Below are 25,415 nucleotides of genomic sequence, written 5' to 3'. Positions count from 1 at the left end.
CCGCCGGGGCGGGGGCCGCGTGGATCACCGGAGCCGGTGCCGCGTAGGCCGCCGGGGCCGGCGCGACGCCGCCCCTCTCCAGCCGCTCCAGCCTGCTCAGCAGCGCGGCCTCGCCCTGGGCGGCTCCGGGGAGCAGCGTCCTGGCGCACATCAGCTCAAGCAGCAGCCGGGGCGAGGCCGCCCCGCGCATCTCGGTCAGGCCCGCGTTGAAGATCTCGGCGGCGCGGGTCAGCTCGGCCGGCCCCATCGAGGCGGCCTGCGCCTGAAGCCGCTCCAGCTCGTCGGCGGGCCTGTCGAGCAGTCCGCTGCCGGCCGCCTCCGGCACGTTGGCCAGGATCACTAGATCGCGGAAGCGCTCCAGCAGGTCCATGGCGAACCGGCGGGGGTCGTGCCCCCCTTCGATCACCCGGTTCACGGCCTGGAACACCTGCGCGCCGTCGCGGGCGGCGAAGGCGGTGATCACGTCGTCGAGCAGGTCGCCGTCGGTGTAGCCCAGCAGGGAGACCGCGCGGGCGTAGGTGATGCCCGCCTCGTCCGACCCGGCGAACAGCTGGTCGAGGATCGACAGCGAGTCACGGGCCGACCCGGCGCCCGCCCGGACCACCAGCGGCAGCGCGGCGGGCTCGAACGGGACCTTCTCGGAGGTGAGGATCTCCTCCATGAGGGTGCGCAGCGCCGTGGGCGGGATCAGCCGGAACGGGTAGTGGTGGGTCCGGGACTTGATCGTCCCGATGACCTTCTCGGGCTCGGTGGTCGCGAAGACGAACTTCAGGTGCGGAGGGGGCTCCTCGACGAGCTTGAGCAGCGCGTTGAAACCCTCGCGGGTCACCATGTGCGCCTCGTCGATGATGTAGATCTTGAAGCGCGCCGACACGGGCGCGAAGAAGGCCCGCTCGCGCAGGTCGCGGGCGTCGTCCACGCCACCGTGCGAGGCGGCGTCGATCTCGATGACGTCGAGGTGGCCGGGGCCGGTGGGGGCCAGCGCCACGCAGGACTCGCACTCCCCGCACGGGTCGGGGGTCGGGCCCTTCTCACAGTTGAGGGAGCGGGCCAGGATCCGGGCGCTGGAGGTCTTGCCGCATCCCCGGGGCCCGCTGAACAGGTAGGCGTGGTTGATCCGGCCACTCCGCAGCGCCTGCCGCAGCGGCTCGGTGACATGCTCCTGTCCCTTGACCTCCGCGAAGGTCCCGGGCCGGTACTTGCGGTAGAGCGCAAGACTCATGCGACGCTCCCACCTGCGAGGGGCCTGAAACGAAGAGACCCCTCGCACACCCGCCAGAGCCTGCTTATCCTTGCTGCCTTCCGGCCCTGGGGAGGTTCACAGGATGACGCCGCGCGAGGGGTCCTGGCACAGTCTAGCCCCTGAACGGAGTGCTCGGGGTCCCGAAAACATGGTCCGCACACTCCTGAAAGTTCGGTAAGCTTCTCCACGGAGGATTCGCCTAGTTGGCCTAGGGCGCACGCTTGGAAAGCGTGTTGGGGGCAACCCCTCAGGAGTTCGAATCTCCTATCCTCCGCCAACCCGGAAGGGCCGTGCCGCAGACCTGCGGCACGGCCCTTCCGGCGTTCCAGCCGGCCTTGTCCGATGGTTGCCTCCACATCCGACGGATCCATAGTGTGATCATCCGAATTTGATCATCGGAGGCTGACATGCGTGATCCGGGCCCCACTTCCAGCGACCTGTTGTCCCAGTGGGACTCCGTCCCCAAGTCCCCCGAATACTGGCCGGGCCTCGGAAACGAGCACAGCGACGGCTATGAGATCGACCGTGCCGGCGTACGGGCGGCCTCCCTCGGCCTCGTCAAACTCAGCGCCTCCGCGGGCAACGAAAAATATTTCGCCCGATACCCCGATAACTTCTACTTGTCGCTCAACTGGCGTTTACCCGGGGCTATCGGCCAGCTGCTCTACTATGCCGGTCGCGCGTTCTCCGACTTCTCGGCGGATCTGTACGCGGAGACGGCGATGGCCGGGCTACTGATCGAGCACTGCGCCCAGCGATATGATCTTGTAGAAGAGCCGCTGCTCGGCGACATCGCCAGGTCCAGGTTCGAGGAGCGGATCGCCGCGATGCTGCCGGGCGACTCGCCCAGAAGCAGGCTCTTCACCACCCCGAGCGAGGACTATCCCAAGAGCAGTCTGTCACTGCGGCTTTCCGAGGGGGTCGACTACAGCGTCGGCCACATGACCGCGGAGAAGGCGAAGGAGGACTTCTCTCCCGACAAGCGCTTCCATGACGACTCCCCGCGCTACAGACAGGCCACCGACGCGCTGGTCGAACTGGCCAGGGCGCTGCAGAGCCGGGCACAGGACCTGCGGGATTCACCGTGGCGTGGCGGGGCCGCGGACAACGCGCAGACAGCGCTGCGGCAGATCTACGGGAACGCGACCGCCCTGGCCGTCGTCGCGGCCGGCCTGGCCACGGCGACCAGCAGGTACGCGGAGCTCCTTGACTGGTGCAGGCACAACTTCGACCGCGGGGCGGATCCGGACCGCAGCGACCGGCGCGAGTTCTGGGACTTCGGTGGCACCCCCGACAGCCGGACCCGTGCCTTCCTCGAGGAACCGAACCGGGAGTTCATGACCGTCTACGAGGACATGCCCAAGCGCATCGAGCAAAACCTGCCCGGTCTGCTCGTCACCGACCAGACCATCGCCGAGACCCGCAAGAGGGTTGACGAGCTATGGCCGGACCTTGATGAGAGGCTTATGAACGACTCCAGAACCGAGGAGGATCGATGGGAGCCGCGGAAGCAGGAGCAGGAGCGTCTCCTGAAGTACGAGGAAGCGGAAAAGAGGTTCGGCTAGGCCGCGACCAGGGCCACGTCCTCCGCCTTCGGAGCCGTCGCCGTGCCGTGGGCCGTGCCGTGGCGTAGACGGAGCCGTCCGGGGAATGTCTGAGACAGCCAACGGGGAGGGGTCCGCCGGGCCGTCAGGGCTCGGCCGGGCCCGGCAGGGCGGGACGGTGCCGGACACGCGGTCCGCCGCCGGCCACCGGATCGGCGAGCCACAGGGCCCTGCCACGTCTCCTCCGGGGGTATCCGAACCCACCGGCATGTCCAGCCCTTCTGAGGGCAGTCGGAGGGTCCTAGCGGATCGAAGGGACGTCGGCGATGGATTTCAAGGACGATGCCCAGCTGGACAGCTCGCAGGTCGAGAGCCGCGGCCGGGGCGGGATTCCCGGCGGCGGGCTCGCGGTCGGCGGCGGTGCGGCGGGGATCCTCGCGCTCATCGTGGCGCTGATATTCGGGATCAACCCCGGAGACATCACCGGTGGCGACCCCGCCCCGGTGGGCCCCCGCTCCGATCTGAGCGCCCAGTGCAAGACCGGGCAGGACGCCGATCAGAACGAGGAGTGCCGGGTGGTCGGCGTGGTCAACAGCATCCAGGACTACTGGCCCAAGGTCGTGCAGAACTACGAGCCGGCCAAGACCGTCATGTTCTCCCAGCAGGTCAACACCGCCTGCGGCGCGGCCGACTCCTCGGTCGGCCCCTTCTACTGCCCGGCCGACCGTACGGTCTACCTCGACCTGTCGTTCTTCAAGCAGCTTGAGAGCAGGTTCGGCGCCAAGGGCGGGCCGTTCGCCCAGGCCTACGTCATCGGGCACGAGTACGGCCACCATGTGCAGAACCTGCTCGGCACCAACGCCAAGGCGGAGGGGGACCGGCAGGGGCCCGAGAGCGGCTCGGTCCGGCTGGAGCTTCAGGCCGACTGTTACGCCGGCGCCTGGGCCAAGAACGCCTACGAGACCGGCCTGTTCGAGAAGCCCTTCACCAAGACGGACATCGACGAGGCGCTCAGCGCGGCCTCGGCCGTGGGCGACGACAGCATCCAGGAGCGGACCCAGGGCCGGGTCGACCCCGACGGCTTCACCCATGGAACGTCGGCGCAGCGTGTCAAGTGGTTCACCACCGGCTATGAGAGCGGCGACCCCAACCGGTGCGACACCTTCGCCGGCGGCATCTGAAGAGGCCGCTGACCTGCGATGAGAGCCGCCCCGAAGGCAAAGGGTCCGAATCTCTCCTAAACTACATAGTGTGATCTTCAAGCTGATCGGTGATGGACGGCCCTACCCCGAGCACGGCCTCTCGCATCGCGAGTGGGCGCAGATACCGCCGCGACAGGTCCGGCTCGACACGCTGATCACCACCAAAGCGGTGCTCGACCTGCACTCCCTGCTCGCGAAGGACTCCACGTTCTACGGCGACCTGTTCCCGCACGTGGTGCAGTGGCGCGGTGATCTCTATCTTGAGGACGGCCTGCACCGCGCGCTGCGCTCGGCCCTGCACCAGCGCTCGGTCCTGCACGCGCGCGTCCTGGAACTCCCCTCCGAGGGCTGAGGACCGCGGAAGGGCCCCCGGTGTGATCCCGGGGGCCCTTCCGCCGTCCGTGGCGGGAACGAGCGCCCCCGCGGCCGGCACCGCCGGTACGGCAGCGCGCTCGACGTGATCGGCACGGCCGGCGTGATCAAATCATCTGAAAAGCCCCCTGGGGTGGTCCGGACATCGCTAACGTGACCGGGTGCTGAGCACCTACCAGGAGGTCCGCGACCGGATCTACGAGCTCGCCCATCGGCACGGTCTGCGGGTCGACTGGGTCGAGACCACGAAGTCGGTGCGGCTGCTCCACCTGCTCGACACCGATCAGATCGTCATGGCGCGCGCCACCGTGCCGGTCCGAGGTGTCACACTCGAAGCACTGGCCCATCTGGCCACAGAGCTGGAGCACCTTTTCGGAAAGGACTGGATGGAATGACCGCCCACCGCCTGACCTTCAAGGTCACTCGCAGCAGAGCGCTCGACACCGGTGAGGACGTGTGGGTGGCTCTCGCCGTCGGCGCCCCGGGCAGCGTTTCGGGCGAGAGCCTGGCCGAGCTGGTCGAAGAGGTGGAGGCGGTGAAGCACTTCTGTCTCGGGCTTCCCAAGGAGACACCGGTCTCCGTCGAATACGTCTACGAGTTGCCCGGTCTGCCCCAGGACGTGCTGACCTCCTACCGGCGGGAGCGCGCGCATCTGGACGAGAGCGCCCGGGCCATCGCCGTACGGCTGCGGGAGGCGGGCCTGTCGGAGCGGGACAGCGCGATGCTGCTCGACGTGCCCGAGTCGAGGACGGACCTGCTTGAGCGTTCCGCCTGACCCGCGGGGCGCGCCCGTGCTCCGGCGCTCCGGCGTGTGAGAGGCCCGGCCGTGGAGGGCTCCGCCTCTCCCGCGTCCGGCGGCGCCCGTCCCAGTGGAGAGGCCCCGGCGCACGGAAGGCGTGGACATGCGAAAGGCCTCCACCCCGTTCGACGGGGCCGGAGGCCTTTTCGGTGGCGGTGGTGGTGGGATTTGAACCCACGGATGAGTTGCCCCATCACACGCTTTCGAGGCGTGCGCCCTCGGCCACTAGGCGACACCACCGCCGAGCAGCTTACCGGATAACCGCTATTGCTCGCGCATCCGGCGGACGGTGAAGAACTCGGTGAGAACGCCGGCGCACTCTTCGGCCAGCACCCCCATGACGACCTCGGGCCGGTGGTTGAGACGGCGGTCCCGCACCACGTCCCAGAGCGAGCCGGCGGCTCCGCCCTTGGCGTCCACGGCGCCGTAGACGATGCGGTCGACCCTGGCCAGCACCGAGGCCCCCGCGCACATCGTGCAGGGCTCCAGCGTGACCACCAGCGTGCAGCCGGTCAGCCGCCACTCCCCGCGGGCCCGCGCGGCCTCCCGCAGGGCGAGGACCTCGGCGTGCGCGGTGGGGTCGTTCAGGGACTCCCGGTCGTTTCCGGCACGCGCCAGCACCGATCCGTCCGGGCCGAGGACGACCGCGCCGACCGGGACCTCACCGCGGGCACCGGCCGCCGCGGCCTGCGCCAGGGCGAGCCGCATCTCCGGGACGTAGTCCGTCACCGCAGCCGGTCGAGCTCTTCCGCGAAGGCCAGCCGCTCGGCGATCACCGAGAGCGTGTCCGCGGGGAGGACGCCCTCCTCCATGCTGAGCTCGATGAGCTCCTCGGGACTCACCCCGAGGTCGCTCAGGAGCTCGAAGTCACCCGCGGGCCGTACGCCCAGATCGGGGGTGTCCTTGTCCGGCGCGACCCCGGCCAGCTCGGTGAAGAGCTCGCCGAGCTGGTCGGAGAGCCCGGCATGGGCGTCGGACAGGAACGTGCGTGGCTCCAGGTCGCCCTGGTAGCGGACGATCGCGAACCACTCGTCCTCCACCTCCACGCAGAGCAGGGCCAGCTCGTCGCCGCTGAGCCCGAGATGCTCCTGGACGGCGTCGCCCAGGTCGTCGGCTATCTCGGCGGCGCTGAGATCGACCTCCGCGCCGTTCCATCCGTCCGCGGTGCGGACGAAGGCTGCCGAGAACACGCTGTTTCCGGATGGTCTGGAGGCCATGGCCGATCTCCCGAGGTCAGCCGAACACCGAGTCGATGGCGCGTTCGAACGGCTCGGAGAATCCCAGCCGCGCGGCGATGCTGGACAGCACGTCCTCGGGGAGCAGGTCGATGTCCCCGGAGAGGATGCCGAGCTCCATCTCGTCGAGGCCCAGGTCGGCGAAGATCGACAGATCCCCGGCGGGGAGCGCCGTCTCCTCGTCCTGGAGGATCGCCTCAAGCTCGTCCTCGTCGGGGACCGGCACGTCGAGGTATTCCAGCGCCTGCTGCGCGAGCGGAAAGTCCCAGGACGCGGCGATGTCGGAGAGGAAGACCTCCACCTGCTCACCGAACACCCGTAACGCCACGAAGAACTCATCCCCCACGGCGACCAGGCCAATCGTCCCGTTCATGCTCGGCTGCTGGCGCAGAGCGTGAATCAGGCCGTCGAGATCCGAGGTGAGCGCCACCGGGAGCATCTCCGCTTCCCAGATGTCGTCCTCGCGATAGACCACGATGGCAAAGTCCAGCGAGTCTTCGTCTGACATGGCCATCCCCACCGATGCGTTCTCTACGGATGTCAATGCTTTCAGAACCAGCCCATCACCGTACGCCTCTCCGATCAAATTGTGATCAAATCCACGTGAGCGGGCGATGTCATGCGCCTGTGGTCCGTTATCTCCTGAGCTGCCATCCGAGATACCGTTGGCGCCCATGGAGACCCTGGTCGTTGACCACCCGCTGGTGGCCCACAAGCTGACCGTGCTGCGGGATGTGAACACGGATTCGCCCACTTTCCGGCGCCTCGCCGACGAGTTGGTGACGCTGCTCGCCTACGAGGCGACCCGTCAGGTCCGCACCACCGATGTGACGGTGAACACCCCCGTCGCCGCCGCCCGGGGCGTGCGGCTGGCCCAGCCGTACCCGCTGGTGGTCCCCATTCTCCGCGCCGGCCTGGGCATGCTGGACGGCATGACCCGGCTGCTGCCGACGGCCGAGGTCGGTTTCCTGGGGATGATCCGTAACGAGTCGACCCTGAAGGCGGAGACCTACGCCACCCGGCTTCCCGACGACCTGTCGGGCCGGCAGGTCTACGTGGTCGACCCGATGCTGGCCACCGGCGGCACCCTGGCCGCGGCGATCGAGTTCCTCTTCGAGCGCGGCGCCGACGACGTGACCGCGCTGTGCCTGCTGGCCGCCCCCGAGGGCATCGCCCACATGGACGAGGTCTTCGCCGGCACCGACAGGCCGATCCGCCTGGTGACCGCGGCTCTGGACGAGCGGCTGAACGAGCACGGCTACATCGTTCCGGGTCTCGGCGACGCCGGCGACCGGCTTTACGGTGTCGTCTAAGTAATCTTCCTCCCCAAGGGAGGGTCGTTTCGCCGTTTCTCCGTTACACGGTGTGCTTATGTGGGTACCGATAGTGACGAAGACATCTCTTCTGTGTCCCCGGCCCACGGCGGCGGTGGGCGCACACCAGGGAGAACCATGAGCGAGCGAATCATCCCGGACCCGGAACCGGATCCCTACGAGGACGTCAGCGCCGCGTTGCGGGATGAGTTTTCCGAAGTACACCCGGCGACCACCGTGACCCGCTGCATAGAGGCGGCGCACTACGGCGCGCTGGAGGTCACCGGCCACGCCCATCCCGGGCTGGTCGAGCGGATCGCCCGCAAACACCTCGAAGTCCTCGCGCTGGTCGCGAGCGAACGCGGGTGACGGACATCACATCGGTCCCACCAGGTCTTCGGGACGGGCCGAGACCGTAATGGGCCGATGCGCTTTACCTCGCCTATGGCGTGGGTAATGTATACGGCGGGTGCAGTGGGTCAGTGGTAGTAGGAGGCCGCAGTGCAGGTCAAGAAAGTTCTAACGTATGGCGGGGCAGCCTTCGTAGCGTTTTTCCTGTTCACACGACCAGGTGACGCCGCGAACGCAGTGAGGGGTGCCATGGACACGGTATACACCGCGGCCAATTCCCTGGCCCAGTTCGTTTCCCATCTGTCATGAGACTTGTGACCCACGGGGACTCAGCTCCCTCGTCGGTCAACCGCTACCTACTCCCCCACGAACACCAGGTCATCATGGTGCGGCGCCACCCAGCCGTACTGCTCCGTCCTGTCGCCGAGGTCTTCGGCGGCCTGATTCTCGCCGGGCTGCTCAGCAAGTGGTTCGGCGACCAGGGCGGTGGCGGCGCGCTCGTCATCGTCTGGTGGGCATGGCTCCTGCTGCTGATCCGCTTCGTGTGGAAGGTGGCGGAGTGGTCGGTCGACTACTTCGTGGTCACGTCCAAGCGCATGCTGCTCACCACGGGGCTCATCACGCGCAAGGTCGCGATGATGCCGCTCGGCAAGGTGACGGACATGAGCTTCCAGCGCTCACTGCTCGGCCGGATGCTGGGATACGGCGAGTTCGTCCTGGAATCGGCCGGTCAAGATCAGGCATTGTCGACGGTGACCTATATCCCCTATCCGGAGACCCTCTACCTTGAGGTCTGCCAGATGCTGTTCCCCGGAGGCAACGACTCGGATGATTAGTCCCTCATGTCCTTTATGGCATGAGGCTAGAGAAGAGTCCGTCTGAGGATTTTTCACGTGGGGTTACCCGATTCGACTGCTTCATGCAATCATGGCGGGAACATTGACCATCCCCCGCCCTGAGAGATCAGATGCCGAGTCAGGGAACCATCGGTGACCGCGTCCGCGGACTGCGGCTGAGTAGGCGCATGTCTCAGGCCCAGCTAGCAGGGCCTGACCTCTCCGACAGTTATGTCTCCCTCATCGAGTCCGGCAAGCGCACGCCGACTCCGGTGGTGGCGCGCCTTCTCGCCGAACGGCTGGGGTGCACCACCGAGTTCCTGCTGCACGGGATCGAGCCGCGCCAGCGCATCGACACCGAGCTGGGCCTGCGCCACGCGGAGCTGGAGCTGCAGCACGGCGATCCGTCCGCCGCCGCCGAGCGGTTCGGCGAGATCGTCAAGGTCGCCGGCGAGGAGAACGCCATGCTGGCCGCGCACGCGCGGTTCGGCCGGGCCCGCGCCCTGGAGTCCCAGGGCAGGATCGGCCCGGCGGTGGAGGCGTTCGAACGGCTCCGGCGCGAGGCGGCCGCCCATCCCGAACGGCTGGCCGACCTGCCCCTGACGGTGGCGCTGAGCCGCTGCTACCAGCACGCCGGCGACGCCCTGCGCGCCCATGACCTGGCCACGCATGCCCTCACCCAGGTGAACCGGCTGGCCCTGGCCCAGGGTGAGATCGCCGTGGACCTGGCCGCCTCGCTGATGGAGACCGAGATCTCCCGCGGACCGCGCTCACCGGGCCTGTCCTACGTCCGGCACATCCTGTCGGTCAACGGCGTTCCGGCCGCGGTCAACCGCACCGCCGAGATCCACGCCCTCTGGCAGGCCAGCATCACCGCCGCCGAGGGCGAGGACTCGGCGCTGGCCGTCCGCCTGGCCGACGACGCGATCGCGACCGGACGTCCGACCCGGATGGCCTTCCGGCTGGCCCGTATCGCGATGGACTGGTCGCGCTTCACCGCCTCCCACGGCGAGGAACCGCTTGAGGAGGCCCACCGGTTCGCGACCGCCGCGAGCGAGGTCTTCGGCGCGTTCCCCGACAGGGTGGACGACCACGCCAAGAGCCTGGTGGTGCTCGCCTACGTCCAGCTCAGAAGCGGCGATCCGGACCGCGCGGCCGACCTGGCCGGGTCCGCCCTCGACACGCTGAGCGGCCAGATCAGCGCCACGGCGGCCACCGCACACCTCGTCCTCGCCCAGGTCGCGCTCACCCGCGGCGAAGGCGACGTCACGACCATCCTGCACAGCGCCCGCGGGCTGCTCGACGACCTTCGGTCCGGGGCCTCCAGCCCTGACCGGGAGATCGCACGGGTCTGGCGCGAGCTCGGCGACCTCTACAGCCGGGTCGGTGCCGGCGAGGAGCAGGCGAGCGCATATCGTAAGGCGCTCGAAGCCGCCGGAGTGCGTAGTGCGATGGTTGGTGTGACGGTCGATTCGGCGCTGGTTCGGTAAAACAACTCACTCAGCAGGCCTCTGGATTTGTTTTTCTGCCTCCGGAATAATTAGGGTCGACCAGTCATTGACTCATAGGATGATTGGTTTCCCCGGAGGAGGCGGACTGTGAGTCTGCGTACGGCGCAGCGAGCGTCCCTCGTCGACCAGGTGATCGATCAGCTCAAAGAGCAGATCACTTCGAACTCCTGGCAGATGCACGCGAAGATTCCCACCGAGACCGTGCTCGCCGAACAGCTCGGGGTCGGCCGTAACACCGTGCGCGAGGCGGTGAGGGCGCTCACTCACGCGGGCCTGCTGGAGTGCCGTCAGGGCGACGGCACGTACGTCCGCGCCACCAGCGAACTGTCGGGTGCCATGTTGCGGCGGCTGCGCACCGCCGAGCAACTGGAGATCCTGGAAGTACGGCGTGCGCTGGAGGTGGAGGCCGCCAGACTGGCCGCGACGAGGCGCAGCGACGCCGACATCGTCCGCATCGAAGCCGCCCTGGCCGAACGGGAGCGGGCCTGGGAGATCGGCGAGCCCAACGCGTTCGTCGAGGCCGACCTGGCCTTCCACATCGCGGTCGTCCAGGCCACCCACAACCTGGTCCTGATCGACCTCTACGAGGACTTCTCGGCCGCCCTGCGGGCGAGCATCACCGCTGCGGGCACCTCGCTCAACAGCACCTACATCCCGCACGAAGCCATCGCCCGCGCCATCGCGGCCGGCGACGTGGCCGCCGCCGAACGCGCCGGCCACGCGTGCATGGAGCACATCCTGATCGCCCTGACCGAGGCTCAGGAGCTCTCTCCCTAGCCGTATCGGCCACGAGCGCCGCCGACAGCCTGACTTGATCAACAGCGAAGACCCCCGACGTGCGAAAGGGCCCGCTCCTCAGGGAGCGGGCCCTTTCGCACGTCGGGCGGGACTCGGTCAGGTGAGGCGCAGGGACATCACCAGGTAGCGGAAGGCGGGGTCGGCGTCGCCGGGAACCTCGGTGATGAGGGCCGGCCGGCTCGGGGACTCCATGTTGAGCCGGACGAACTCGGTCTCGACCCCGGCCAGGCCGTCCAGCAGGAACTGGGACTGGAAGGCGATCTGAATGCCGTCGCCGGACAGCTCCGCCTCCATGGCCTCGGTGCCGCGGCCGATGTCACCGCCGCCCGCCTGGATGAGCACCTGCCCCTGGCTGAACGACAGCCGGACCGCGGTGTTGCGCTCGGCGACCAGCGCGACGCGCTTGATCGCGCTGATGAACGGGGCCACCCGGAGGTCGGCCCGGATCGACCAGTCGTCGGTCAGCCGCGCGCGGTAGTCGATGAACTGCTCGTCGAGCAGGCGGACCGTGGTGCTCCGGCCGACGCTCTCGAAGCCCGCGACACCGTCGCCCAGCGCCATCGACACCTCGCCGCCGCGCAACGACCTGGCCACCTCGACGAGCACCCGGGCGGGCACCATGGCCGCGGCCGCGGCGCCGGGCTCCTCGGGGCGCCAGCCGAACTCCCTCGCCGCGATGCGATAGCGGTCGGTGGCGGCCATGGCCACGGTCTCGCCGGAGATGTCGATCCGGACGCCGGTCAGCATGGGGAGGGTCTCGTCACGGCTGGCCGCGGGCGCCACCTGGCCGACCGCGCTCGCAAAGACGCCACCGCCGACCGCGCCGATCTTCGGCGGCATGGACGGCAGGGTCGGGAAGTCTTCCACCGGCATGGTGAGCAGGCCGAATTCGGCGCTGCCACAGGTCAGCACCGCCTCGGAGCCGCTGGTGACGATCTCCACCGGCTCGGCGGGCAGGCTCCGGGTGATCTCGGCGAGGATCCGGCCGGGGATCAGCACCCGGCCCGGCTCCGCCACGTCGGCCTCGATCGAGGCCCGGGCGGAGACGTCGTAGTCGAAGGCAGACAGCACGAGGTCGTCGTCGGCCTCCAGCAGCAGACCGGAGAGCACGGGGAGGGCCGGACGGTTCGGCAGCGCCCGGGCGACCCAGGCCACCGCGTCGGCCAGGACATCACGGTTAACCTGGAACTTCACCTGATCATCCCTTCGTCCTGAACGGCACCACCACGCGCGGGAGCCGTACGTCAACAGAACGGTAGCCGGTGGGACCGACAAGAACCTCCGAGCCACCCCATATGCCTCGTGCGGGCGAGGCCACGGGAGCCGGTGTGACCGGAGGGGCGGGGCAGGCCGTACGGCTATCGGGGGCCGTCTCCGGCCGCGTCCCGGCCGGACGGGGGACCGCGGCCCAGGACATTCCGGAGACGCTGACCGATGGCCCGCCGGGACATTCCGGAGGCGCTGACCAATATGGTCGGACATACGAGGTTCCTCGTTTACCGGCCCGGCTCCGGGAAAACCGAAAGGCGGTTGGGTGATGGGCGTCCGTGTGGTGGTGGCCGACGATCAGGAGCTGGTCAGGGGCGGATTCTCCATGATCCTGGACGCCCAGCCGGACATCACCGTCGTGGCCGAGGCCGGTGACGGGGCCGAGGCGGTCGCCGCGGTCCGCGAGCACCGGCCCGACCTGCTGCTCCTGGACATCAGGATGCCCAGGATGGACGGCATCGCGGCTGCCCGGGTGGTCTGCGAGGAGACGGACACCAAGGTGCTCATGCTGACCACGTTCGACCAGGACGACTACGTCTACGACGCGCTGCACGCCGGGGCCAGCGGGTTCCTGCTGAAGGACGTGCGCCGCGACGACCTGGTGCAGGCGGTCCGGGTGGTGGCCGGCGGCGAGTCGCTGCTCGCGCCGTCGGTGACCCGGCGGCTGATCGACGACATGGTGCGCAGGCGTGCCAGGCCCCCGGCGCCGGCGGCCGGGCTCGACACGCTGACCGCCCGGGAACGCGAGACCCTCGAACTCCTCGGCCGCGGCCTGTCCAACGCCGAGATCGCGGCCACGATGGTGGTCAGCGAGCACACGGTCAAGACCCACGTGAGCAACGTGCTGACCAAGCTCGGCCTGCGCGACCGGGTCCAGGCGGTCATCACGGCCTACGAGACCGGGCTGATCCAGCCCGCCTGACGTCCTCCGCGCGGGCGGGAGGCGGCTACGGCTGGGAGCGGGCCGCGTTGAGGTAGGTCAGGACGGCCAGGACGCGGCGGTTGTCGTCGTCGGAGGGGGCGAGGCCGAGCTTGCCGAAGATGCTGGCCGTGTGCTTGCCGACCGCGCTCTCGCTGAGGAACAGGCGCTGGGAGATGGCGGCGTTGGAACGGCCCTCGGCCATCAGCTCCAGCACCTCGCGCTCCCGCGGGGTCAGCGCGCCGAGCGGCTCGTGCCGGGCGGTGCTGGCCAGGAGCTTGGCGATCACTTCGGGGTCCATCGCGGTGCCTCCGGCGGCGACGCGGCGGACCGCGTCGACGAACTGCTCGGCGTTGAACACCCGGTCCTTGAGGAGGTAGCCGATCGCCCCGGAGCCGTCGGCCAGCAGCTCGCGGGCGTAGAGCTGCTCGACGTGCTGGGAGAGCACGAGCACCGGCAGGCCGGGGACGGCCCTGCGGGCGGCCAGCGCCGCCTGGAGACCCTCGTCGGTGAACGTGGGCGGGAGCCGTACGTCCACCACGGCGACGTCGGGCCGCTCGCCGGTCAGCGCCGTCAGCAGCTCGGGCCCGGACTCGACCGCCGCGACGACCTCGAAGCCGTGCGCCTGGAGCAGGTGGACCAGGCCTTCCCTGAGCAGGTAGAGATCTTCGGCGATGACGACTCTCGGACTCATCGGTCCAACTTTAGACTGCGTATGGTGTTCTCCGTCATCGAGTGCCGGCGCGCATGCGCGATGGGGAGGGCCAGGGCCGCGCCGTACATGCCGAGGCCCAGCAGGATGTTGAAGACGATCATCGGCCACTGCCAAGGCCCGGGCAGGTAGAGCGCGAGGAACCAGCTGAACGCGTCGGCGCCGGCGAGCTTGGCGACCATCGTGACCAGCCCCTGAGGGAACAGCGGGAGCCACCCGAGGCCCCAGCCCAGCCCGACGACGACGAGCTTCCACCGCGGCATCGGGACCTTGGTCTCCGGCTCGGACCAGGTCAGCGCGTCCGGCAGGTCGATGATGGCCGTGGTCGGTCCCCCCGGCGGGCTGCTGATCGCGAGCACCCCGTCGAAGGCCGCCAGCCGCCGCTCGATGCCGCGCAGGCCGCTGCCCCGCGACGGGTCGGCGCCGCCCGAGCCGTCGTCGGTGACGGTGACGCGCAGGGTCCGGTCCTGCCTGCTGATGTCGATCCACACGCGCTCGGCGCCGCCGTGCCGGGCCGCGTTGGTGAGCAGCTCGCTGATCGAGAAGTAGGCGGCCGACTCGACGGGTGATTCCGGACGCGTCTTCAGGTCGACGGTGACCGTGACCTTCATCGGGCTGTCCAGCGCCAGGGCCCGTACGGCGTCGCCGAGGCCGCGTTCGGCCAGGACCGGCGGGTGGATGCCCCGGACCAGGCCGCGCAGCTCGGTGAGCGCCGTGGACGAGGCCTCGCGCACCTTGGCCAGCAGGGCCTTGGCCGCCGCCGGATCCCTGTCCATCAGCTCCTCGACCGCGCCGAGCGTCATCCCCATGGCGACGAGCCTGGCCTGGGCCCCGTCGTGCAGGTCGCGCTCGATCCGCCGCAGCTCGGCCGCCTGGGAGTCCGCCGCCTCCAGGCGGACCCGGTCGAGCCGCTGGACCCGGCCGGCCAGGACGGACCGCGCCGTGGGCGACAGCAGCAGGTGGTTCCACCACCCGTAGCCGCGCAGCAGCCAGGGCATCGCGATCACCGTGGCGAGGGCCGCCACCGCCGCCGCGGGCGTGGCGACCGGGTTCGGGTACCACGGTGCCGCCAGGAAGCAGCCGGCCACGGCGAAGGGCAGCAGCAGGAACGTCCCGGCGACCGGGTTCAGAAACAGCCAGAGCCCGTCCCGCCAGGTGGCCGGGTCGGTGAACAGCCACTTCCAGCGGTTGTTCCACTCGGGCCACCGCGGTGTCTTGTAGAGCTGGCGCTCGTGCCGGTACCAGCCGTCGGGCTGGGGCCGGGGCGGAGGCGGGGGCGGCAGGTAGGACGGCGCCACCGGCGTGCCCAGCCACCGGCCGGTGAGCTCCCTGGCGAGCATGGTGCGACGCCTGATCAGGCGAATCGTCGGAGTGAAGACAAAGATCATCCCCAGCCCCGTCAGCATGGCGGTGACCAGGGACAGAGCGATCAGGACGATGTCCGCCAAGGCCAGCAGCCCCAGTGCCAGGCCCTGGCCGATCGCCACCACATGTCGCTTCATGGCATGGAGTCTCGTCCATCCGCCCTCGCCGTACCAATGACGCTGGATGCCGTCCCGGGGTGGAGGTAGCCACACCCCGGCCGGGTGCCCAGACGGATTCTGCGCGGCCCGCGGGCTTCCTAGGGTCGTCGGCATGAAGGTCATCGAGGTCAGCAACCTCCGCAAGCGGTACCGCGATCACCTCGCGGTGGACGACGTGTCGTTCACCGTCGAGGAGGGCGAGATATTCGGCGTCCTCGGCCCCAACGGCGCGGGCAAGACGACGACCGTCGAATGCGTCGCCGGCCTGCGCACGCCCGACTCCGGCACCGTGAAGGTGCTCGGCGGCCTGAGCGGCACCGAGCTCAAGGAGCGGCTCGGCGTCCAGCTGCAGAGCTCCGCGATGCCCGCGAAGATCAAGGTCTGGGAGGCGCTGGACCTCTACGCCTCCTTCTACCGGACGCCCGCGGACCAGGGCGCGCTGATGGAGCGGGTCGGGCTCGCCGGCAAGCGGGACACCCCCTACGGCAAGCTCTCCGGCGGCCAGCAGCAACGGCTGTCCATCGCGCTCGCGCTGATCGGCGGCCCTCGCGTGGCGATCCTGGACGAGCTGACCACCGGCCTCGATCCGCAGGCCCGCCGGGACACCTGGGAGCTCATCGAACAGGTCCGCGCGGACGGCGTGACGATCGTGCTGGTCACCCACTTCATGGAGGAGGCGGAGCGGCTCTGCGACCGGCTGGCGGTGATCGACTCCGGCCGGGTGGTCGCCGTGGACAGCCCGTCCGGGCTGATCTCCCGAGCCGGCGGTCAGCAGCGCGTCCGGTTCCGGCCCTCCGGCCCGTTCGACGACGCGGTGCTCGGCGTCCTGCCCGAGGTGACCGGGGTGAGCCGCGACGGCGGCCAGGTGGAGGTCACCGGCACCGGCGACCTGCTCCTCGCGGTCACCACCGCCGCGGCCGCGGCCGGGATCGTCCCCGCCGACCTGCGGGTGGAGCGGGCCACCCTCGACGACGCCTTCCTCGCTCTCACCGGAAAGAAGATCTCCGCATGAACAAGATGATCCTGACCGAGGCGAAGCTCTTCCTGCGGGAGCCTGGCGGTCCGATCTTCGCGATCCTGCTTCCTCTCGCGCTCCTGCTCGGGCTGGGCAGCATCCCCGGGTTCCAGCAGGCGGATCCCGCCCTGGGCGGGCAGCGGGTGATCGACACCCAGCTCCCCGGCATGATGGTGGTGCTGTCGGTGGTGACGATGGCGCTGACCGCGCTGCCGGGCACCCTGGTGGCCTACCGGGAGAGCGGCGTGCTGCGCCGGATGTCGACCACCCCGGTCCGGCCGGTCCGGCTGCTGGTCGCCCAGGTGGTGAACAACGTCGCGGTGGCGGTCGTCGCGACCGCCCTGCTGATCGGCCTGGGCAACCTCGTCCTCGGGGTGGCCGTGCCCAGGAGTCTCCTGGCGTTCGCGGGCGTGTTCCTGCTCGGCAGCGCCTCGATGTTCGGCCTCGGCCTGCTGATCGCCGCCGTGGCGCCCAGCGCCAAGGCCGCGCCGGGCATCGGCTCGCTCCTGATGTTCCCGCTGCTCTTCATGGCGGGCATGTGGGTCCCCCGGGAGCTCCTGCCGGACCTGGCGCAGCGGGTCGGCGACTTCCTGCCGATGGCGCCGTTCGCCCAGGCGATCCGCGACACGTGGGCGGGTCACGCGCCCCAGCCGCTGCACCTGGCGGTGATGGCCGCGACCGTGCTCGTCACCGGCGTGCTGTCCGCGCGGCTGTTCCGGTGGGAGTAGTCCCCCGCCCGGTACGGCCCGCCGCGCCGCTGTCTTGTCGTCCGACCGACGGGGCCCGCGCTGCCGGCCGTACGGGGGCCGGTCGAGTTCTCCGCCGAGGACGCCGTCCGTGAGCGCGGGGCCGGTCACGGTGGCGGCGCCCCCGCCGTCCGGCTCCGGCCTACGAGGGCCGGGCGGCGCCGTTCACGGTGAGCAGGATGGTGTAGACCGAGGCCGTGGCCGTGATGAACAGCTGGTTGCGCTTGAGGCCTCCGAAGCAGAGGTTGGACACGGTCTCGGGAATGTGGATCTTGCCGATCAGCGTGCCGTCGGGGTCGAAGCAGTGCACGCCGTCCCCGGCCGCCGCCCAGATCCGTCCGGCGGTGTCCACGCGGATGCCGTCGAAGACGCCCGAGTCGCACGTGGCGAGCACCTGCCCGCCCGAGAGCGTGCCGTCCTCGTTCACGCCGAACGCCCGGATGTGGTTGATCCTGGTGTCGACGATGTAGAGCGTGGACTCGTCGGTGGAGAAGGCCAGCCCGTTGGGGCGGACGAAATCCTCGGCCACGGCCCGGACCTCCCCGGCGGCCGGGTCCACGCGATAGACGTGGCAGGCCCCGATCTCACTCTCCGCGCGGTGGCCCTCGTAGTCGGTGTCGATCCCGTAGGACGGGTCGGTGAACCAGATCGACCCGTCCGACTTCACCACCACGTCGTTGGGGCTGTTGAGCCGCCTGCCCTCCCAGCGGTCGGCGATCACCGTGACGGAGCCGTCGTGCTCGGTCCTGGTGACCCGGCGGTTGCCCTGCTCGCAGGAGACCAGCCGCCCCTCACGGTCGACGGTGTGGCCGTTGGTGTGACCGGCGGGCTGCCGGAACGGGCCGACCGCGCCGGTCATCTCGTCCCAGCGGAGCATCCGGTCGTTGGGGATGTCGCTCCAGACCAGGAAACGGCCCGCCGGGAAGTAGGCCGGGCCCTCGGCCCAGCGGCAACCCGTGTGGAGCCGCTCGATACGGTCGTCACCCCGGCAGGCCTTGAACCGGTCGTCCAGCGTCTCGAAACGTGCTTCGATCGTCTCCATCGTCCCCATCCTTAGGATGTCATTCCGTATTTACCTAAGAGGACGATATGGCATTCGGTCAACACCCATTTTTATCGACTGATGTTCGGCACTACGATGAATCACCGTGGACAACATCGACCGCGAACTCCTCGCCCTGCTCCAGGCCGACGCCACCCGGTCCTACGCCGCGCTCGGCGAGGCCGTGGGCCTGTCCAGCGGGGCCACCCACGAGCGCGTGCGCAAGCTCCGTCTGCGGGGCGTGATCAGGCGGACCTCGGTGGACGTCGATCCGGCGGCGGTCGGCAAGGGCGTGGCGGCCTTCGTGATGATCGACGCCAACGCGTGGATGGGCGGCGAGGAGACCGCCGACGCGCTCGCCGCGCTGCCCTGGATCGAGGAGGCCCACATCGTCGCCGGGGCCGCGACCCTGCTGGTCAAGGTGCGCACCTCCAGCACCGAGGACCTGCAGGCCGTGCTCAGGCGCCTGCACGAGGTCCCGGGGGTCACCGGCACCCGGACCGTGGTCGTACTGGAGACCTTCTTCGAACGCCCCCTCGACCCCCGGGGCGACAGCCCCCGCGGCTAGGGCCGGCTGTCGTAGGCCTGGCGGGCGCCGTGGACCCGCTCGATGTTGCTCTCGGCCCATGTCTTGATCGCCAGCATGACCGGCTGCAGGCCGCGGCCGAGTTCGGTGAGGGCGTAGTCGACGCGGACCGGCACCGAGGGGGTGACCGTGCGGGAGACCAGGCCGTCGCGCTCCATGCCGCGCAGGGTCTGGGTGAGCATCTTCTGGCTGATGCCGGCGATGACCCGGCCCAGGTCGCTGTAGCGCAGCGGGCCGTCCGACAGCGCGTTCAGGATCAGGCTGACCCATTTGTCGCTGATCGTGTCGAGTAGCTCCCTGGCCGGGCAGGCCGCCAGGTAGGCGTCGTAGGCGGCCCGCGCGCCGTCTCGCCGCTGCGCGGCCGTCTCGGTGGCCATGGCGCCCCTTCCGGTGCGGTACGCACTTCCAGGTACGTACTTCCTGATGGAGAGTAACACTTCATAGGTTCGTCCCCATCCGATCAGAAGTCATGGAGGCGGCGATGCGCGCAGTGGTGGTCCGTTCGTTCGGGGGGCCCGAGGCCCTGGAGATCGAGGAGGTGCCGGTCCCCCGGACGGGCGCCGGTCAGGTGCGGATACGGGTGGAGGCCGCAGGCGTCAACCCCGTCGACGTGGCGGTCCGGACCGGACTGCTCGTCGAGGCAGGGCTGGCGGAGCGGCGCGAGGTCCACGGGGTCGGCTGGGACACAGCCGGGGTGGTCGAGGAGGTCGGCGCCGGGGTCACCGGGTTCGCCCCGGGAGACCGGGTGATCGGACTGGCCGACCGGCTCGACCTCCCCCTCGGCGCCTACGCCGAGCGGATCGTGCTGGACGCCGCCGTGGTGGCCCCCGCGCCCGCCCGTGCCACCCCGGCACAGGCGGCCACGCTCCCGCTCAACGGTCTCACCGCCGACCAGGCCCTGGACCTCGCCGGCCTGACCGCGGGCCAGACCCTGCTGGTGACCGGGGCGGCGGGCGGGGTGGGCGGATACGCCGTCGAGCTGGCCGTGACGCGCGGGCTCCGGGTGGTCGCCGTGGCGGGCGCCGGGGACGAGAAGCTCGTCCGGAGCCTCGGCGCGGAGTTCTTCGTACCCCGCGACGCCGAGCTGGGCTCCGCCGTACGGGAGCTGGTGCCGGGTGGGACGCACGGCGCGATCGACGCCGCCGCGGTCGGCACGGCCGCGCTCGCCGCGGTGCGCAACGGCGGCTCCCTCGTGGCCGTGCTCGGCGGCGCGGCGCCCGTCCCGCTGCGCGGCACCCGGGTGGCCAACGTCTGGATCCGCGCCGACGGGGCCCGGCTGGCCGAGCTCGCCCGGCTGGCGGACGAGGGCCGGCTGACCCTCAGAGTGGCCGGCGTCCTCCCGCTCGCCGAGGCCGCCGCCGCCCACGAGCGCCTCACCGCGGGCGGTCTCCGCGGGCGCCTCGTCCTGCTCCCCTGACCGTCCCGCCCTGCTCCTTGACGTCCCGCCCGGTACGGCCGGCAGACCGCCGGCCGTAACGGGCGGGCGGGCGGAGGGCTGCGCGTGTCACCCTGTGGAGCATGCTGACACTGGCGCATGTGAGTGACATCCATATCGGCGGCTCCCCCCGCAGCGTCGAGCGGGCGCGGGCCGTCATGCGACACCTGGAGGACCTGCCCGGCCCGCTGGACGCCGTCATCGTGACCGGGGACATCGCCGACCACGGTACGGCCGAGGAGTACGCGACCGCACGCGAGCTGCTGGCCTCGCGTTACCCGACGGTGCTCTGCCCGGGCAACCACGACGTCCGCCCGGTCTTCCGCGAGGTCCTTCTCGGCCAGGACGGCGACGGGCCGGTCAACCAGGTCCTGCGGCTCGACGGCCTGACCGTGGCCCTGTGCGACTCCAGCGTCCCCGGGCGGCCGGAGGGCCTCCTGGAGGACGAGACGATCACCTGGCTGGAGACCGTGCTCGCCGAATCCCCCGCCACCCCGGTCATCGTGGGCATGCACCACCCGGCGGTGGCGCTGGGCATCCCCTACGTGGACACCATCGGGCTACGGGACCCGGAGCGGCTGGAGAAGGTCCTGCGGCGGCACCCCCAGGTGGTGGCCGTGCTGGCCGGCCACGCCCACACCCCGGCGAGCACCACCTTCGCCGGCCTGCCCCTGATCGTCGCCCCGGGGGTCGTCTCCACCGCGCTGCTCCCCCAGGAGTACGCCTCGCCGGACCCCCGCGACTTCGACCTCCCGCCCCAGATCGCCGTACACGTCTTCGACGACGGCCGCCTCACCACCCACATGCGTCCGGTCCTCTGACCCCGTACGGCGTGGCGGCTCGCGCCCTCACATGGCACGGTGCTCCTGCGGGCTGACGCCGAGCACGCGTTTGAAGGCGGTGCTCAGTGCGAAGGAGCTGCCGTAGCCGACCTGCCGGGCCACCGCGCCGATGGTGGCGTCGGTCTCGCGGAGCAGGTCGGCGGCCATGGCCAGCCGCCAGCCGGTGAGGAACGCCATGGGCGACTCGCCGACCAGGTCGGTGAAGCGACGCGCCAGCGACGCGCGGGAGACGCCGGTCCCGGCCGCCAGCGCGGCCACGGTCCAGGGGTGGGCCGGGTTGTTGTGGAGCATCCGCAGGGCCCGGCCCACCACGGGGTCGCTGTGGGCGCGGTACCACGCCGGCGCCTCCGCCTCCGGGCGGGAGAACCAGGCCCGCAGGACGGCGATGAGCAGCAGGTCGAGCAGCCGGTCGAGCACGGCCGCCTGCCCCGGCTCGTCCTTGACGATCTCGTCGCCGAGCAGCGGGATCAGCGGGCAGTCCCAGGCGTCCTCGGGCAGGACCAGCAGCGCGGGCAGCGCCGCGAGCAGCCGCCGGCTGATCTCTCCGTGCATCTGGTAGGTGCCGGTGATCATCACCGTCGAGCCGTCCGGGCTGTTGCCCCAGGTGCGGACGCCCAGATCCATCTCCTGGGCCAGGGACTCGCCCTCCGGGGTGGTGCAGTGCTGTCCGGGATGGATCACCACCTGGGGCGGGGTGGCCGGGTCGTCGGCGACCGTGTACGGATCCGGACCGCGCATGATCGCGACATCTCCGGGGCGCAGCCGTACCGTTTCCCCGTGGTCGGGGATCACCCACGCCTGGCCCCGCATCATGGCCACCAGGGTGAGCGGCGCCCGGTCCTGGATCCGCAGGGACCAGGGTGGGTTCAAGATCGATCGTAGCAGGAACGCTCCCCGGGCCCTCGGCCCGTCCAGGAGACCCGCGAGCACGTCCATGCGCCTCACTTTAGACGCATAAACATGGATTTGCAGCTCTCAACCATGGTGCGTCTCACCCCGCCGGCGCTTCACTTGAGGCATGACAGAGAACACGCGACAGGGAACGACGCTGGTCCTCGGCGGAACGGGCAAGACCGGCCGCCGCGTGGTGGAGCGGCTCGCCGCTCGCGGCCTGCCGGTGCGGGCCGGTTCCCGCTCGGGCACGCCCCCGTTCGACTGGGAGGACCAGGCCACGTGGGCACCCGCGCTGCGGGACGTGGAGTCGGTCTACGTGACGTACTACCCGGACCTGGCCGCCCCCGGCGCCGCCGCCTCGATCGGCTCCTTCGCCGCGCTGGCGGCCGGCAGCGGCGTCCGGCGGCTCGTCCTGCTGTCCGGCCGGGGCGAGGAGGAGGCCCAGGCCTGCGAGCGGACGGTCCAGGAGTCCGGCGCCGAGTGGACGATCCTGCGGGCGAGCTGGTTCTGTCAGAACTTCAGCGAGCACTACCTGCTGGAGCCGGTGCTCAGCGGCGTGGTGGCCCTGCCCGCCGGGAACGTGGCGGAGCCGTTCATCGACGTCGAGGACATCGCGGACGTCGCGGTCGCGGCGCTGACCCAGGACGGGCACGCGGGCCGGATATACGAGCTGACCGGCCCCCGGCTGCTGACCTTCGCCGACGCCGCCGGAGAGATCGCCAAAGCGGCGGACAGGGAGGTGCAGTACGTACCGGTCTCCGCCGAGGAGTACGCGGACGCGCTCGTGGAGCACGGCGTACCGGCTGAGGAGGCGACGATGCTGACCGAGCTGTTCACCAAGGTCCTGGACGGCCGCAACGCCCACCTGACCGACGGCGTCCGGCTCGCCCTGGGCAGGGAGCCCCGGGATTTCGCCGACTACGCGCGGGATGCGGCGGCCACCGGCGTCTGGAACGGTTGAGAGACCCGCGATCCACGGACGCCGGGCGGGATCCCGCGAGGGCACGCCCGGCGTCCGTGGCCGCACATTGGATTTCCGTAACGGAGGATGGGATGTTCGAGTTGTTCCGGAGCGCCGCGCTGGTCGCGTCCACACTGACCACCGGGCTCATTGCGGGCCTGTTCTACGCGTTCACCTGCGCCGTCATGCTCGGCCTCGGCCGGACGGACGACCGGACCTTCGTCAGCGCGATGCAGTGGATCAATGTGAAGATCCTCAACGGCTGGTTCCTCGTCCCCTTCATGGGCGCGCTGGCGCTGATCGCCCTGGCGGGAGCGCTGCACCTGCGCGGGGACGGGCGGCACGTGCTGCCCTGGATCGTGGCCGCCCTGGTGCTGTACGGGCTGACGTTCGCCATCACCGCCGCCGTCAACGTGCCGCTCAACGACCAGCTCGCCGCGGCCGGACAGCCCGACGGCATCGCCGACCTCGCGGCGGTGCGCGAGGCCTTCGAGGCGACGTGGAACCGCTGGAACCTCATCCGCGCGCTGACGTCCACTGCCGCGTTCGGCTGCCTCCTCTGGGCCCTGGTGCTCCACGGCGGCATCACCTCCACCGGAGCGTAGGCTCCCCGTCCCCGCGCCCGGGGCCCCTCGGCCCGCGCCAAGGCCCGCGACATCGTGATCGAGCCGCCGCGGCCGACCGGGGGATTCCCCGTACCGGGGAGTCGGGGTGCGGTCAAGAAACGCGTCACGGGCCGCAAATCTCGTGCAGGCCGATCGGGATTTTGCATGATCATGCGATGCAATGCATACTCTTGTCTCATGTCCAAGGTTCTCACCTCCCTGCCGACCGGCGAGCGCGTCGGCATCGCCTTCTCGGGCGGCCTCGACACCTCGGTCGCCGTCGCGTGGATGCGCGACAAGGGTGCCGTCCCGTGCACCTACACCGCCGACATCGGCCAGTACGACGAGCCCGACATCGCCTCGGTGCCCGGCCGCGCGCTGGCGTACGGCGCCGAGATCGCGCGCCTGGTCGACTGCCGCGCGGCGCTGGTCGAGGAGGGCCTGGCCGCGCTCACCTGCGGCGCGTTCCACATCCGCTCGGCCGGGCGCGCCTACTTCAACACCACGCCGCTCGGCCGTGCCGTCACCGGGACCCTGCTGGTCCGGGCGATGATCGAGGACGACGTGCAGATCTGGGGCGACGGCTCGACGTTCAAGGGCAACGACATCGAGCGGTTCTACCGGTACGGCCTGCTGGCGAACCCCCACCTGCGCATCTACAAGCCCTGGCTCGACGCGGACTTCGTGTCCGAGCTCGGCGGCCGCAAGGAGATGTCGGAGTGGCTGCTCGCCCACGACCTCCCCTACCGCGACAGCACCGAGAAGGCCTACTCGACCGACGCCAACATCTGGGGCGCCACCCACGAGGCCAAGACCCTGGAGCACCTCGACACCGGCATCGAGACCGTGGACCCGATCATGGGCGTGCGGTTCTGGGATCCCGCGGTCGAGATCGCCGCCGAGGACGTGACCATCGGTTTCGACCAGGGCCGCCCGGTGACGATCAACGGCAAGGAGTTCGCCAGCCCGGTCGACCTGGTGATGGAGGCGAACACGATCGGCGGACGGCACGGCATGGGCATGTCGGACCAGATCGAGAACCGGGTGATCGAGGCCAAGAGCCGGGGCATCTACGAGGCGCCCGGGATGGCGTTGCTGCACGCGGCCTACGAACGGCTGGTCAACGCGATCCACAACGAGGACACCCTGGCGAGCTACCACAACGAGGGACGGCGGCTCGGCCGGCTGATGTACGAGGGCCGCTGGCTCGACCCGCAGGCGCTGATGCTGCGAGAGTCGCTGCAGCGCTGGGTGGGCACGGCGGTCATCGGCGAGGTGACGCTGCGGCTGCGGCGCGGTGAGGACTACTCGATCCTGGACACCTCCGGCCCGGCTTTCAGCTACCACCCGGACAAGCTGTCGATGGAGCGCACCGAGGACTCGGCGTTCGGCCCGGTGGACCGGATCGGCCAGCTCACCATGCGCAACCTCGACATCGCCGACTCGCGCGCCAAGCTCGAACAGTACGCCAGCCTCGGGATGGTCGGCACCGACCATCCCGCGCTCATCGGCGCCGCCCAGGCGGCCTCGACCGGACTGATCGGCGCGATGCCGCAGGGCGGCGCCGAGGCCATCGCCTCACGCGGCCCGGTCTCCGACGACGACGAGATGCTCGACCGCGCCGCGATGGAGTCCGGCACCGACTGACGGGACCTCATCGGC

The 25,415-nt window shown here is 70.3% G+C and carries 29 protein-coding genes, 2 tRNA genes and 1 other RNA gene; 20 read left to right on the top strand and 12 right to left on the bottom strand.

What is annotated here, in order from left to right:
* On the bottom strand, window positions 1–1,222 hold a 1,222-nt coding region (locus CA984_RS08365; protein WP_133061574.1), incomplete at its 3' end, for a DNA polymerase III subunit gamma and tau.
* A gap of 30 nt (window positions 1,223–1,252) precedes the next feature.
* An RNA gene (gene ffs, locus CA984_RS08360) (signal recognition particle sRNA small type) lies at window positions 1,253–1,348 on the bottom strand.
* Window positions 1,349–1,431: 83 nt separating this feature from the next.
* Here ffs and CA984_RS08355 point away from each other — a divergent pair.
* From CA984_RS08355 to CA984_RS08330, 6 genes are all read left to right on the top strand, one after another.
* A tRNA-Ser gene (locus CA984_RS08355) sits at window positions 1,432–1,520 on the top strand.
* Between the two features lie 130 nt (window positions 1,521–1,650).
* A complete protein-coding gene (locus tag CA984_RS08350) occupies window positions 1,651–2,808 on the top strand; it encodes a hypothetical protein (protein ID WP_086569955.1) in 1,158 nt (385 codons plus the stop codon).
* A 305-nt stretch (window positions 2,809–3,113) separates the two neighbouring features.
* Entirely contained in the window at window positions 3,114–3,968 is an 855-nt protein-coding gene (gene ypfJ, locus CA984_RS08345) for a KPN_02809 family neutral zinc metallopeptidase (protein ID WP_086569952.1), read from the top strand.
* Between the two features lie 70 nt (window positions 3,969–4,038).
* A complete protein-coding gene (locus CA984_RS08340; protein ID WP_012895662.1) occupies window positions 4,039–4,341 on the top strand; it encodes a type II toxin-antitoxin system VapB family antitoxin in 303 nt (100 codons plus the stop codon).
* 181 nt (window positions 4,342–4,522) lie between these two features.
* Complete coding sequence (locus CA984_RS08335; protein ID WP_031158300.1) at window positions 4,523–4,756, top strand: hypothetical protein; 234 nt, start codon at window positions 4,523–4,525, stop codon at window positions 4,754–4,756.
* The gene (locus CA984_RS08330; RefSeq protein WP_086569950.1) at window positions 4,753–5,136 is read left to right on the top strand and encodes a hypothetical protein; all 384 of its coding nucleotides are present in this window, start codon (window positions 4,753–4,755) and stop codon (window positions 5,134–5,136) included. The genes CA984_RS08335 and CA984_RS08330 overlap by 4 nt, the downstream gene beginning before the upstream one ends.
* A gap of 174 nt (window positions 5,137–5,310) precedes the next feature.
* Here the strand turns inward: CA984_RS08330 and CA984_RS08325 are convergent.
* The 4 genes from CA984_RS08325 to CA984_RS08310 form a co-directional block, all read right to left on the bottom strand.
* Window positions 5,311–5,400, bottom strand: a tRNA-Ser gene (locus CA984_RS08325).
* A 24-nt stretch (window positions 5,401–5,424) separates the two neighbouring features.
* Window positions 5,425–5,868, bottom strand: coding sequence for a tRNA adenosine(34) deaminase TadA (gene tadA, locus CA984_RS08320; RefSeq protein WP_086569957.1), 444 nt, complete (start codon window positions 5,866–5,868; stop codon window positions 5,425–5,427).
* 17 nt (window positions 5,869–5,885) lie between these two features.
* Window positions 5,886–6,377: a tRNA adenosine deaminase-associated protein gene (locus CA984_RS08315; RefSeq protein ID WP_086569948.1), complete on the bottom strand. Its 492-nt coding sequence runs from the start codon at window positions 6,375–6,377 to the stop codon at window positions 5,886–5,888.
* Window positions 6,378–6,393: 16 nt separating this feature from the next.
* On the bottom strand, window positions 6,394–6,903 hold the full coding sequence (locus CA984_RS08310) for a tRNA adenosine deaminase-associated protein (protein WP_207620785.1): 510 nt from the start codon (window positions 6,901–6,903) through the stop codon (window positions 6,394–6,396).
* A gap of 166 nt (window positions 6,904–7,069) precedes the next feature.
* On the opposite strand from CA984_RS08310, the gene upp reads away from it, so the two are divergent.
* The 5 genes from upp (at window position 7,070) to CA984_RS08285 (ending at window position 11,183) form a co-directional block, all read left to right on the top strand.
* Window positions 7,070–7,708, top strand: coding sequence for a uracil phosphoribosyltransferase (upp, locus tag CA984_RS08305; RefSeq protein ID WP_086569944.1), 639 nt, complete (start codon window positions 7,070–7,072; stop codon window positions 7,706–7,708).
* A 138-nt stretch (window positions 7,709–7,846) separates the two neighbouring features.
* Window positions 7,847–8,077, top strand: a complete 231-nt coding sequence (locus CA984_RS08300) for a hypothetical protein (protein WP_012895667.1) — start codon at window positions 7,847–7,849, stop codon at window positions 8,075–8,077.
* Between the two features lie 287 nt (window positions 8,078–8,364).
* On the top strand, window positions 8,365–8,895 hold the full coding sequence (locus CA984_RS08295) for a PH domain-containing protein (RefSeq protein WP_012895669.1): 531 nt from the start codon (window positions 8,365–8,367) through the stop codon (window positions 8,893–8,895).
* 131 nt (window positions 8,896–9,026) lie between these two features.
* Window positions 9,027–10,385, top strand: a complete 1,359-nt coding sequence (locus CA984_RS08290) for a helix-turn-helix domain-containing protein (protein ID WP_086569942.1) — start codon at window positions 9,027–9,029, stop codon at window positions 10,383–10,385.
* Window positions 10,386–10,493: 108 nt separating this feature from the next.
* Window positions 10,494–11,183: a FadR/GntR family transcriptional regulator gene (locus CA984_RS08285; protein WP_037932652.1), complete on the top strand. Its 690-nt coding sequence runs from the start codon at window positions 10,494–10,496 to the stop codon at window positions 11,181–11,183.
* Window positions 11,184–11,300: 117 nt separating this feature from the next.
* On the opposite strand, the gene dnaN is transcribed toward CA984_RS08285, so the two are convergent.
* Complete coding sequence (gene dnaN, locus CA984_RS08280; protein WP_086569940.1) at window positions 11,301–12,398, bottom strand: DNA polymerase III subunit beta; 1,098 nt, start codon at window positions 12,396–12,398, stop codon at window positions 11,301–11,303.
* Window positions 12,399–12,741: 343 nt separating this feature from the next.
* Here dnaN and CA984_RS08275 point away from each other — a divergent pair, with 343 nt between their 5' ends.
* Complete coding sequence (locus CA984_RS08275) at window positions 12,742–13,395, top strand: response regulator (protein WP_086569938.1); 654 nt, start codon at window positions 12,742–12,744, stop codon at window positions 13,393–13,395.
* Between the two features lie 25 nt (window positions 13,396–13,420).
* On the opposite strand, the gene CA984_RS08270 is transcribed toward CA984_RS08275, so the two are convergent.
* Both CA984_RS08270 and CA984_RS08265 read right to left on the bottom strand, forming a co-directional pair.
* The gene (locus tag CA984_RS08270) at window positions 13,421–14,086 is read right to left on the bottom strand and encodes a response regulator transcription factor (protein ID WP_086569936.1); all 666 of its coding nucleotides are present in this window, start codon (window positions 14,084–14,086) and stop codon (window positions 13,421–13,423) included.
* On the bottom strand, window positions 14,083–15,606 hold the full coding sequence (locus CA984_RS08265; RefSeq protein WP_086569934.1) for a sensor histidine kinase: 1,524 nt from the start codon (window positions 15,604–15,606) through the stop codon (window positions 14,083–14,085). Before CA984_RS08265 ends, CA984_RS08270 begins: the two co-directional genes overlap by 4 nt.
* A 133-nt stretch (window positions 15,607–15,739) precedes the next feature.
* On the opposite strand from CA984_RS08265, the gene CA984_RS08260 reads away from it, so the two are divergent.
* Together CA984_RS08260 and CA984_RS08255 are read left to right on the top strand one after the other, a co-directional pair.
* Window positions 15,740–16,639, top strand: coding sequence for an ABC transporter ATP-binding protein (locus tag CA984_RS08260; RefSeq protein ID WP_086569932.1), 900 nt, complete (start codon window positions 15,740–15,742; stop codon window positions 16,637–16,639).
* Complete coding sequence (locus CA984_RS08255; protein WP_086569930.1) at window positions 16,636–17,370, top strand: ABC transporter permease; 735 nt, start codon at window positions 16,636–16,638, stop codon at window positions 17,368–17,370. Before CA984_RS08260 ends, CA984_RS08255 begins: the two co-directional genes overlap by 4 nt.
* Before the next feature lie 160 nt (window positions 17,371–17,530).
* On the opposite strand, the gene CA984_RS08250 is transcribed toward CA984_RS08255, so the two are convergent.
* Window positions 17,531–18,430: an SMP-30/gluconolactonase/LRE family protein gene (locus CA984_RS08250; RefSeq protein ID WP_086569928.1), complete on the bottom strand. Its 900-nt coding sequence runs from the start codon at window positions 18,428–18,430 to the stop codon at window positions 17,531–17,533.
* Window positions 18,431–18,536: 106 nt separating this feature from the next.
* Between CA984_RS08250 and CA984_RS08245 the strand changes: the two genes are divergently transcribed.
* A complete protein-coding gene (locus tag CA984_RS08245) occupies window positions 18,537–18,998 on the top strand; it encodes an Lrp/AsnC family transcriptional regulator (RefSeq protein WP_086569926.1) in 462 nt (153 codons plus the stop codon).
* On the opposite strand, the gene CA984_RS08240 is transcribed toward CA984_RS08245, so the two are convergent.
* Window positions 18,995–19,393, bottom strand: coding sequence for a winged helix-turn-helix transcriptional regulator (locus CA984_RS08240; RefSeq protein WP_086569924.1), 399 nt, complete (start codon window positions 19,391–19,393; stop codon window positions 18,995–18,997). The genes CA984_RS08245 and CA984_RS08240 overlap by 4 nt on opposite strands.
* Window positions 19,394–19,497: 104 nt before the next feature.
* Here CA984_RS08240 and CA984_RS08235 point away from each other — a divergent pair, with 104 nt between their 5' ends.
* Complete coding sequence (locus tag CA984_RS08235) at window positions 19,498–20,433, top strand: NADP-dependent oxidoreductase (protein ID WP_086569922.1); 936 nt, start codon at window positions 19,498–19,500, stop codon at window positions 20,431–20,433.
* Window positions 20,434–20,552: 119 nt separating this feature from the next.
* Entirely contained in the window at window positions 20,553–21,272 is a 720-nt protein-coding gene (locus tag CA984_RS08230; protein WP_242675808.1) for a phosphodiesterase, read from the top strand.
* A 27-nt stretch (window positions 21,273–21,299) separates the two neighbouring features.
* Here the strand turns inward: CA984_RS08230 and CA984_RS08225 are convergent, their stop codons facing one another.
* Window positions 21,300–22,229, bottom strand: coding sequence for an AraC family transcriptional regulator (locus CA984_RS08225; RefSeq protein WP_086569918.1), 930 nt, complete (start codon window positions 22,227–22,229; stop codon window positions 21,300–21,302).
* 82 nt (window positions 22,230–22,311) lie between these two features.
* Here CA984_RS08225 and CA984_RS08220 point away from each other — a divergent pair, with 82 nt between their 5' ends.
* From CA984_RS08220 to argG, 3 genes are all read left to right on the top strand, one after another.
* Entirely contained in the window at window positions 22,312–23,148 is an 837-nt protein-coding gene (locus tag CA984_RS08220; RefSeq protein WP_086569916.1) for an NAD(P)H-binding protein, read from the top strand.
* 92 nt (window positions 23,149–23,240) lie between these two features.
* Complete coding sequence (locus CA984_RS08215; RefSeq protein WP_086569914.1) at window positions 23,241–23,753, top strand: anthrone oxygenase family protein; 513 nt, start codon at window positions 23,241–23,243, stop codon at window positions 23,751–23,753.
* A 198-nt stretch (window positions 23,754–23,951) separates the two neighbouring features.
* Window positions 23,952–25,400 carry an argininosuccinate synthase gene (gene argG / locus CA984_RS08210; RefSeq protein WP_086569912.1) on the top strand — a complete coding sequence of 483 codons (1,449 nt, stop codon included), beginning with the start codon at window positions 23,952–23,954 and terminating at the stop codon, window positions 25,398–25,400.
* Window positions 25,401–25,415: the final 15 nt, after the last annotated feature.

Origin of the sequence: Streptosporangium minutum, from assembly GCF_002149035.1 — a bacterium.
Classification (GTDB): domain Bacteria; phylum Actinomycetota; class Actinomycetes; order Streptosporangiales; family Streptosporangiaceae; genus Streptosporangium; species Streptosporangium minutum.
This window is presented reverse-complemented; position numbering and strand designations above follow the sequence as displayed.

Excerpts from the sequence above, each read along its gene's own strand:
- CA984_RS08300 (WP_012895667.1), top strand. The coding sequence starts at position 7,847 with ATGAGCGAGCGAATCATCCCGGACCCGGAACCGGATCCCTACGAGGAC.
- upp (WP_086569944.1), top strand. The coding sequence starts at position 7,070 with ATGGAGACCCTGGTCGTTGACCACCCGCTGGTGGCCCACAAGCTGACC.
- tadA (WP_086569957.1), bottom strand. The coding sequence starts at position 5,868 with ATGCGGCTCGCCCTGGCGCAGGCCGCGGCGGCCGGTGCCCGCGGTGAG.
- CA984_RS08250 (WP_086569928.1), bottom strand. The coding sequence starts at position 18,430 with ATGGAGACGATCGAAGCACGTTTCGAGACGCTGGACGACCGGTTCAAG.
- CA984_RS08215 (WP_086569914.1), top strand. The coding sequence starts at position 23,241 with ATGTTCGAGTTGTTCCGGAGCGCCGCGCTGGTCGCGTCCACACTGACC.
- CA984_RS08220 (WP_086569916.1), top strand. The coding sequence starts at position 22,312 with ATGACAGAGAACACGCGACAGGGAACGACGCTGGTCCTCGGCGGAACG.
- CA984_RS08295 (WP_012895669.1), top strand. The coding sequence starts at position 8,365 with ATGAGACTTGTGACCCACGGGGACTCAGCTCCCTCGTCGGTCAACCGC.
- CA984_RS08265 (WP_086569934.1), bottom strand. The coding sequence starts at position 15,606 with ATGAAGCGACATGTGGTGGCGATCGGCCAGGGCCTGGCACTGGGGCTG.
- CA984_RS08255 (WP_086569930.1), top strand. The coding sequence starts at position 16,636 with ATGAACAAGATGATCCTGACCGAGGCGAAGCTCTTCCTGCGGGAGCCT.
- CA984_RS08275 (WP_086569938.1), top strand. The coding sequence starts at position 12,742 with ATGGGCGTCCGTGTGGTGGTGGCCGACGATCAGGAGCTGGTCAGGGGC.
- ypfJ (WP_086569952.1), top strand. The coding sequence starts at position 3,114 with ATGGATTTCAAGGACGATGCCCAGCTGGACAGCTCGCAGGTCGAGAGC.
- CA984_RS08330 (WP_086569950.1), top strand. The coding sequence starts at position 4,753 with ATGACCGCCCACCGCCTGACCTTCAAGGTCACTCGCAGCAGAGCGCTC.
- CA984_RS08235 (WP_086569922.1), top strand. The coding sequence starts at position 19,498 with ATGCGCGCAGTGGTGGTCCGTTCGTTCGGGGGGCCCGAGGCCCTGGAG.
- argG (WP_086569912.1), top strand. The coding sequence starts at position 23,952 with ATGTCCAAGGTTCTCACCTCCCTGCCGACCGGCGAGCGCGTCGGCATC.
- CA984_RS08350 (WP_086569955.1), top strand. The coding sequence starts at position 1,651 with ATGCGTGATCCGGGCCCCACTTCCAGCGACCTGTTGTCCCAGTGGGAC.
- CA984_RS08270 (WP_086569936.1), bottom strand. The coding sequence starts at position 14,086 with ATGAGTCCGAGAGTCGTCATCGCCGAAGATCTCTACCTGCTCAGGGAA.
- CA984_RS08240 (WP_086569924.1), bottom strand. The coding sequence starts at position 19,393 with ATGGCCACCGAGACGGCCGCGCAGCGGCGAGACGGCGCGCGGGCCGCC.
- CA984_RS08260 (WP_086569932.1), top strand. The coding sequence starts at position 15,740 with ATGAAGGTCATCGAGGTCAGCAACCTCCGCAAGCGGTACCGCGATCAC.
- CA984_RS08310 (WP_207620785.1), bottom strand. The coding sequence starts at position 6,903 with ATGTCAGACGAAGACTCGCTGGACTTTGCCATCGTGGTCTATCGCGAG.
- CA984_RS08315 (WP_086569948.1), bottom strand. The coding sequence starts at position 6,377 with ATGGCCTCCAGACCATCCGGAAACAGCGTGTTCTCGGCAGCCTTCGTC.
- CA984_RS08290 (WP_086569942.1), top strand. The coding sequence starts at position 9,027 with ATGCCGAGTCAGGGAACCATCGGTGACCGCGTCCGCGGACTGCGGCTG.
- CA984_RS08225 (WP_086569918.1), bottom strand. The coding sequence starts at position 22,229 with ATGGACGTGCTCGCGGGTCTCCTGGACGGGCCGAGGGCCCGGGGAGCG.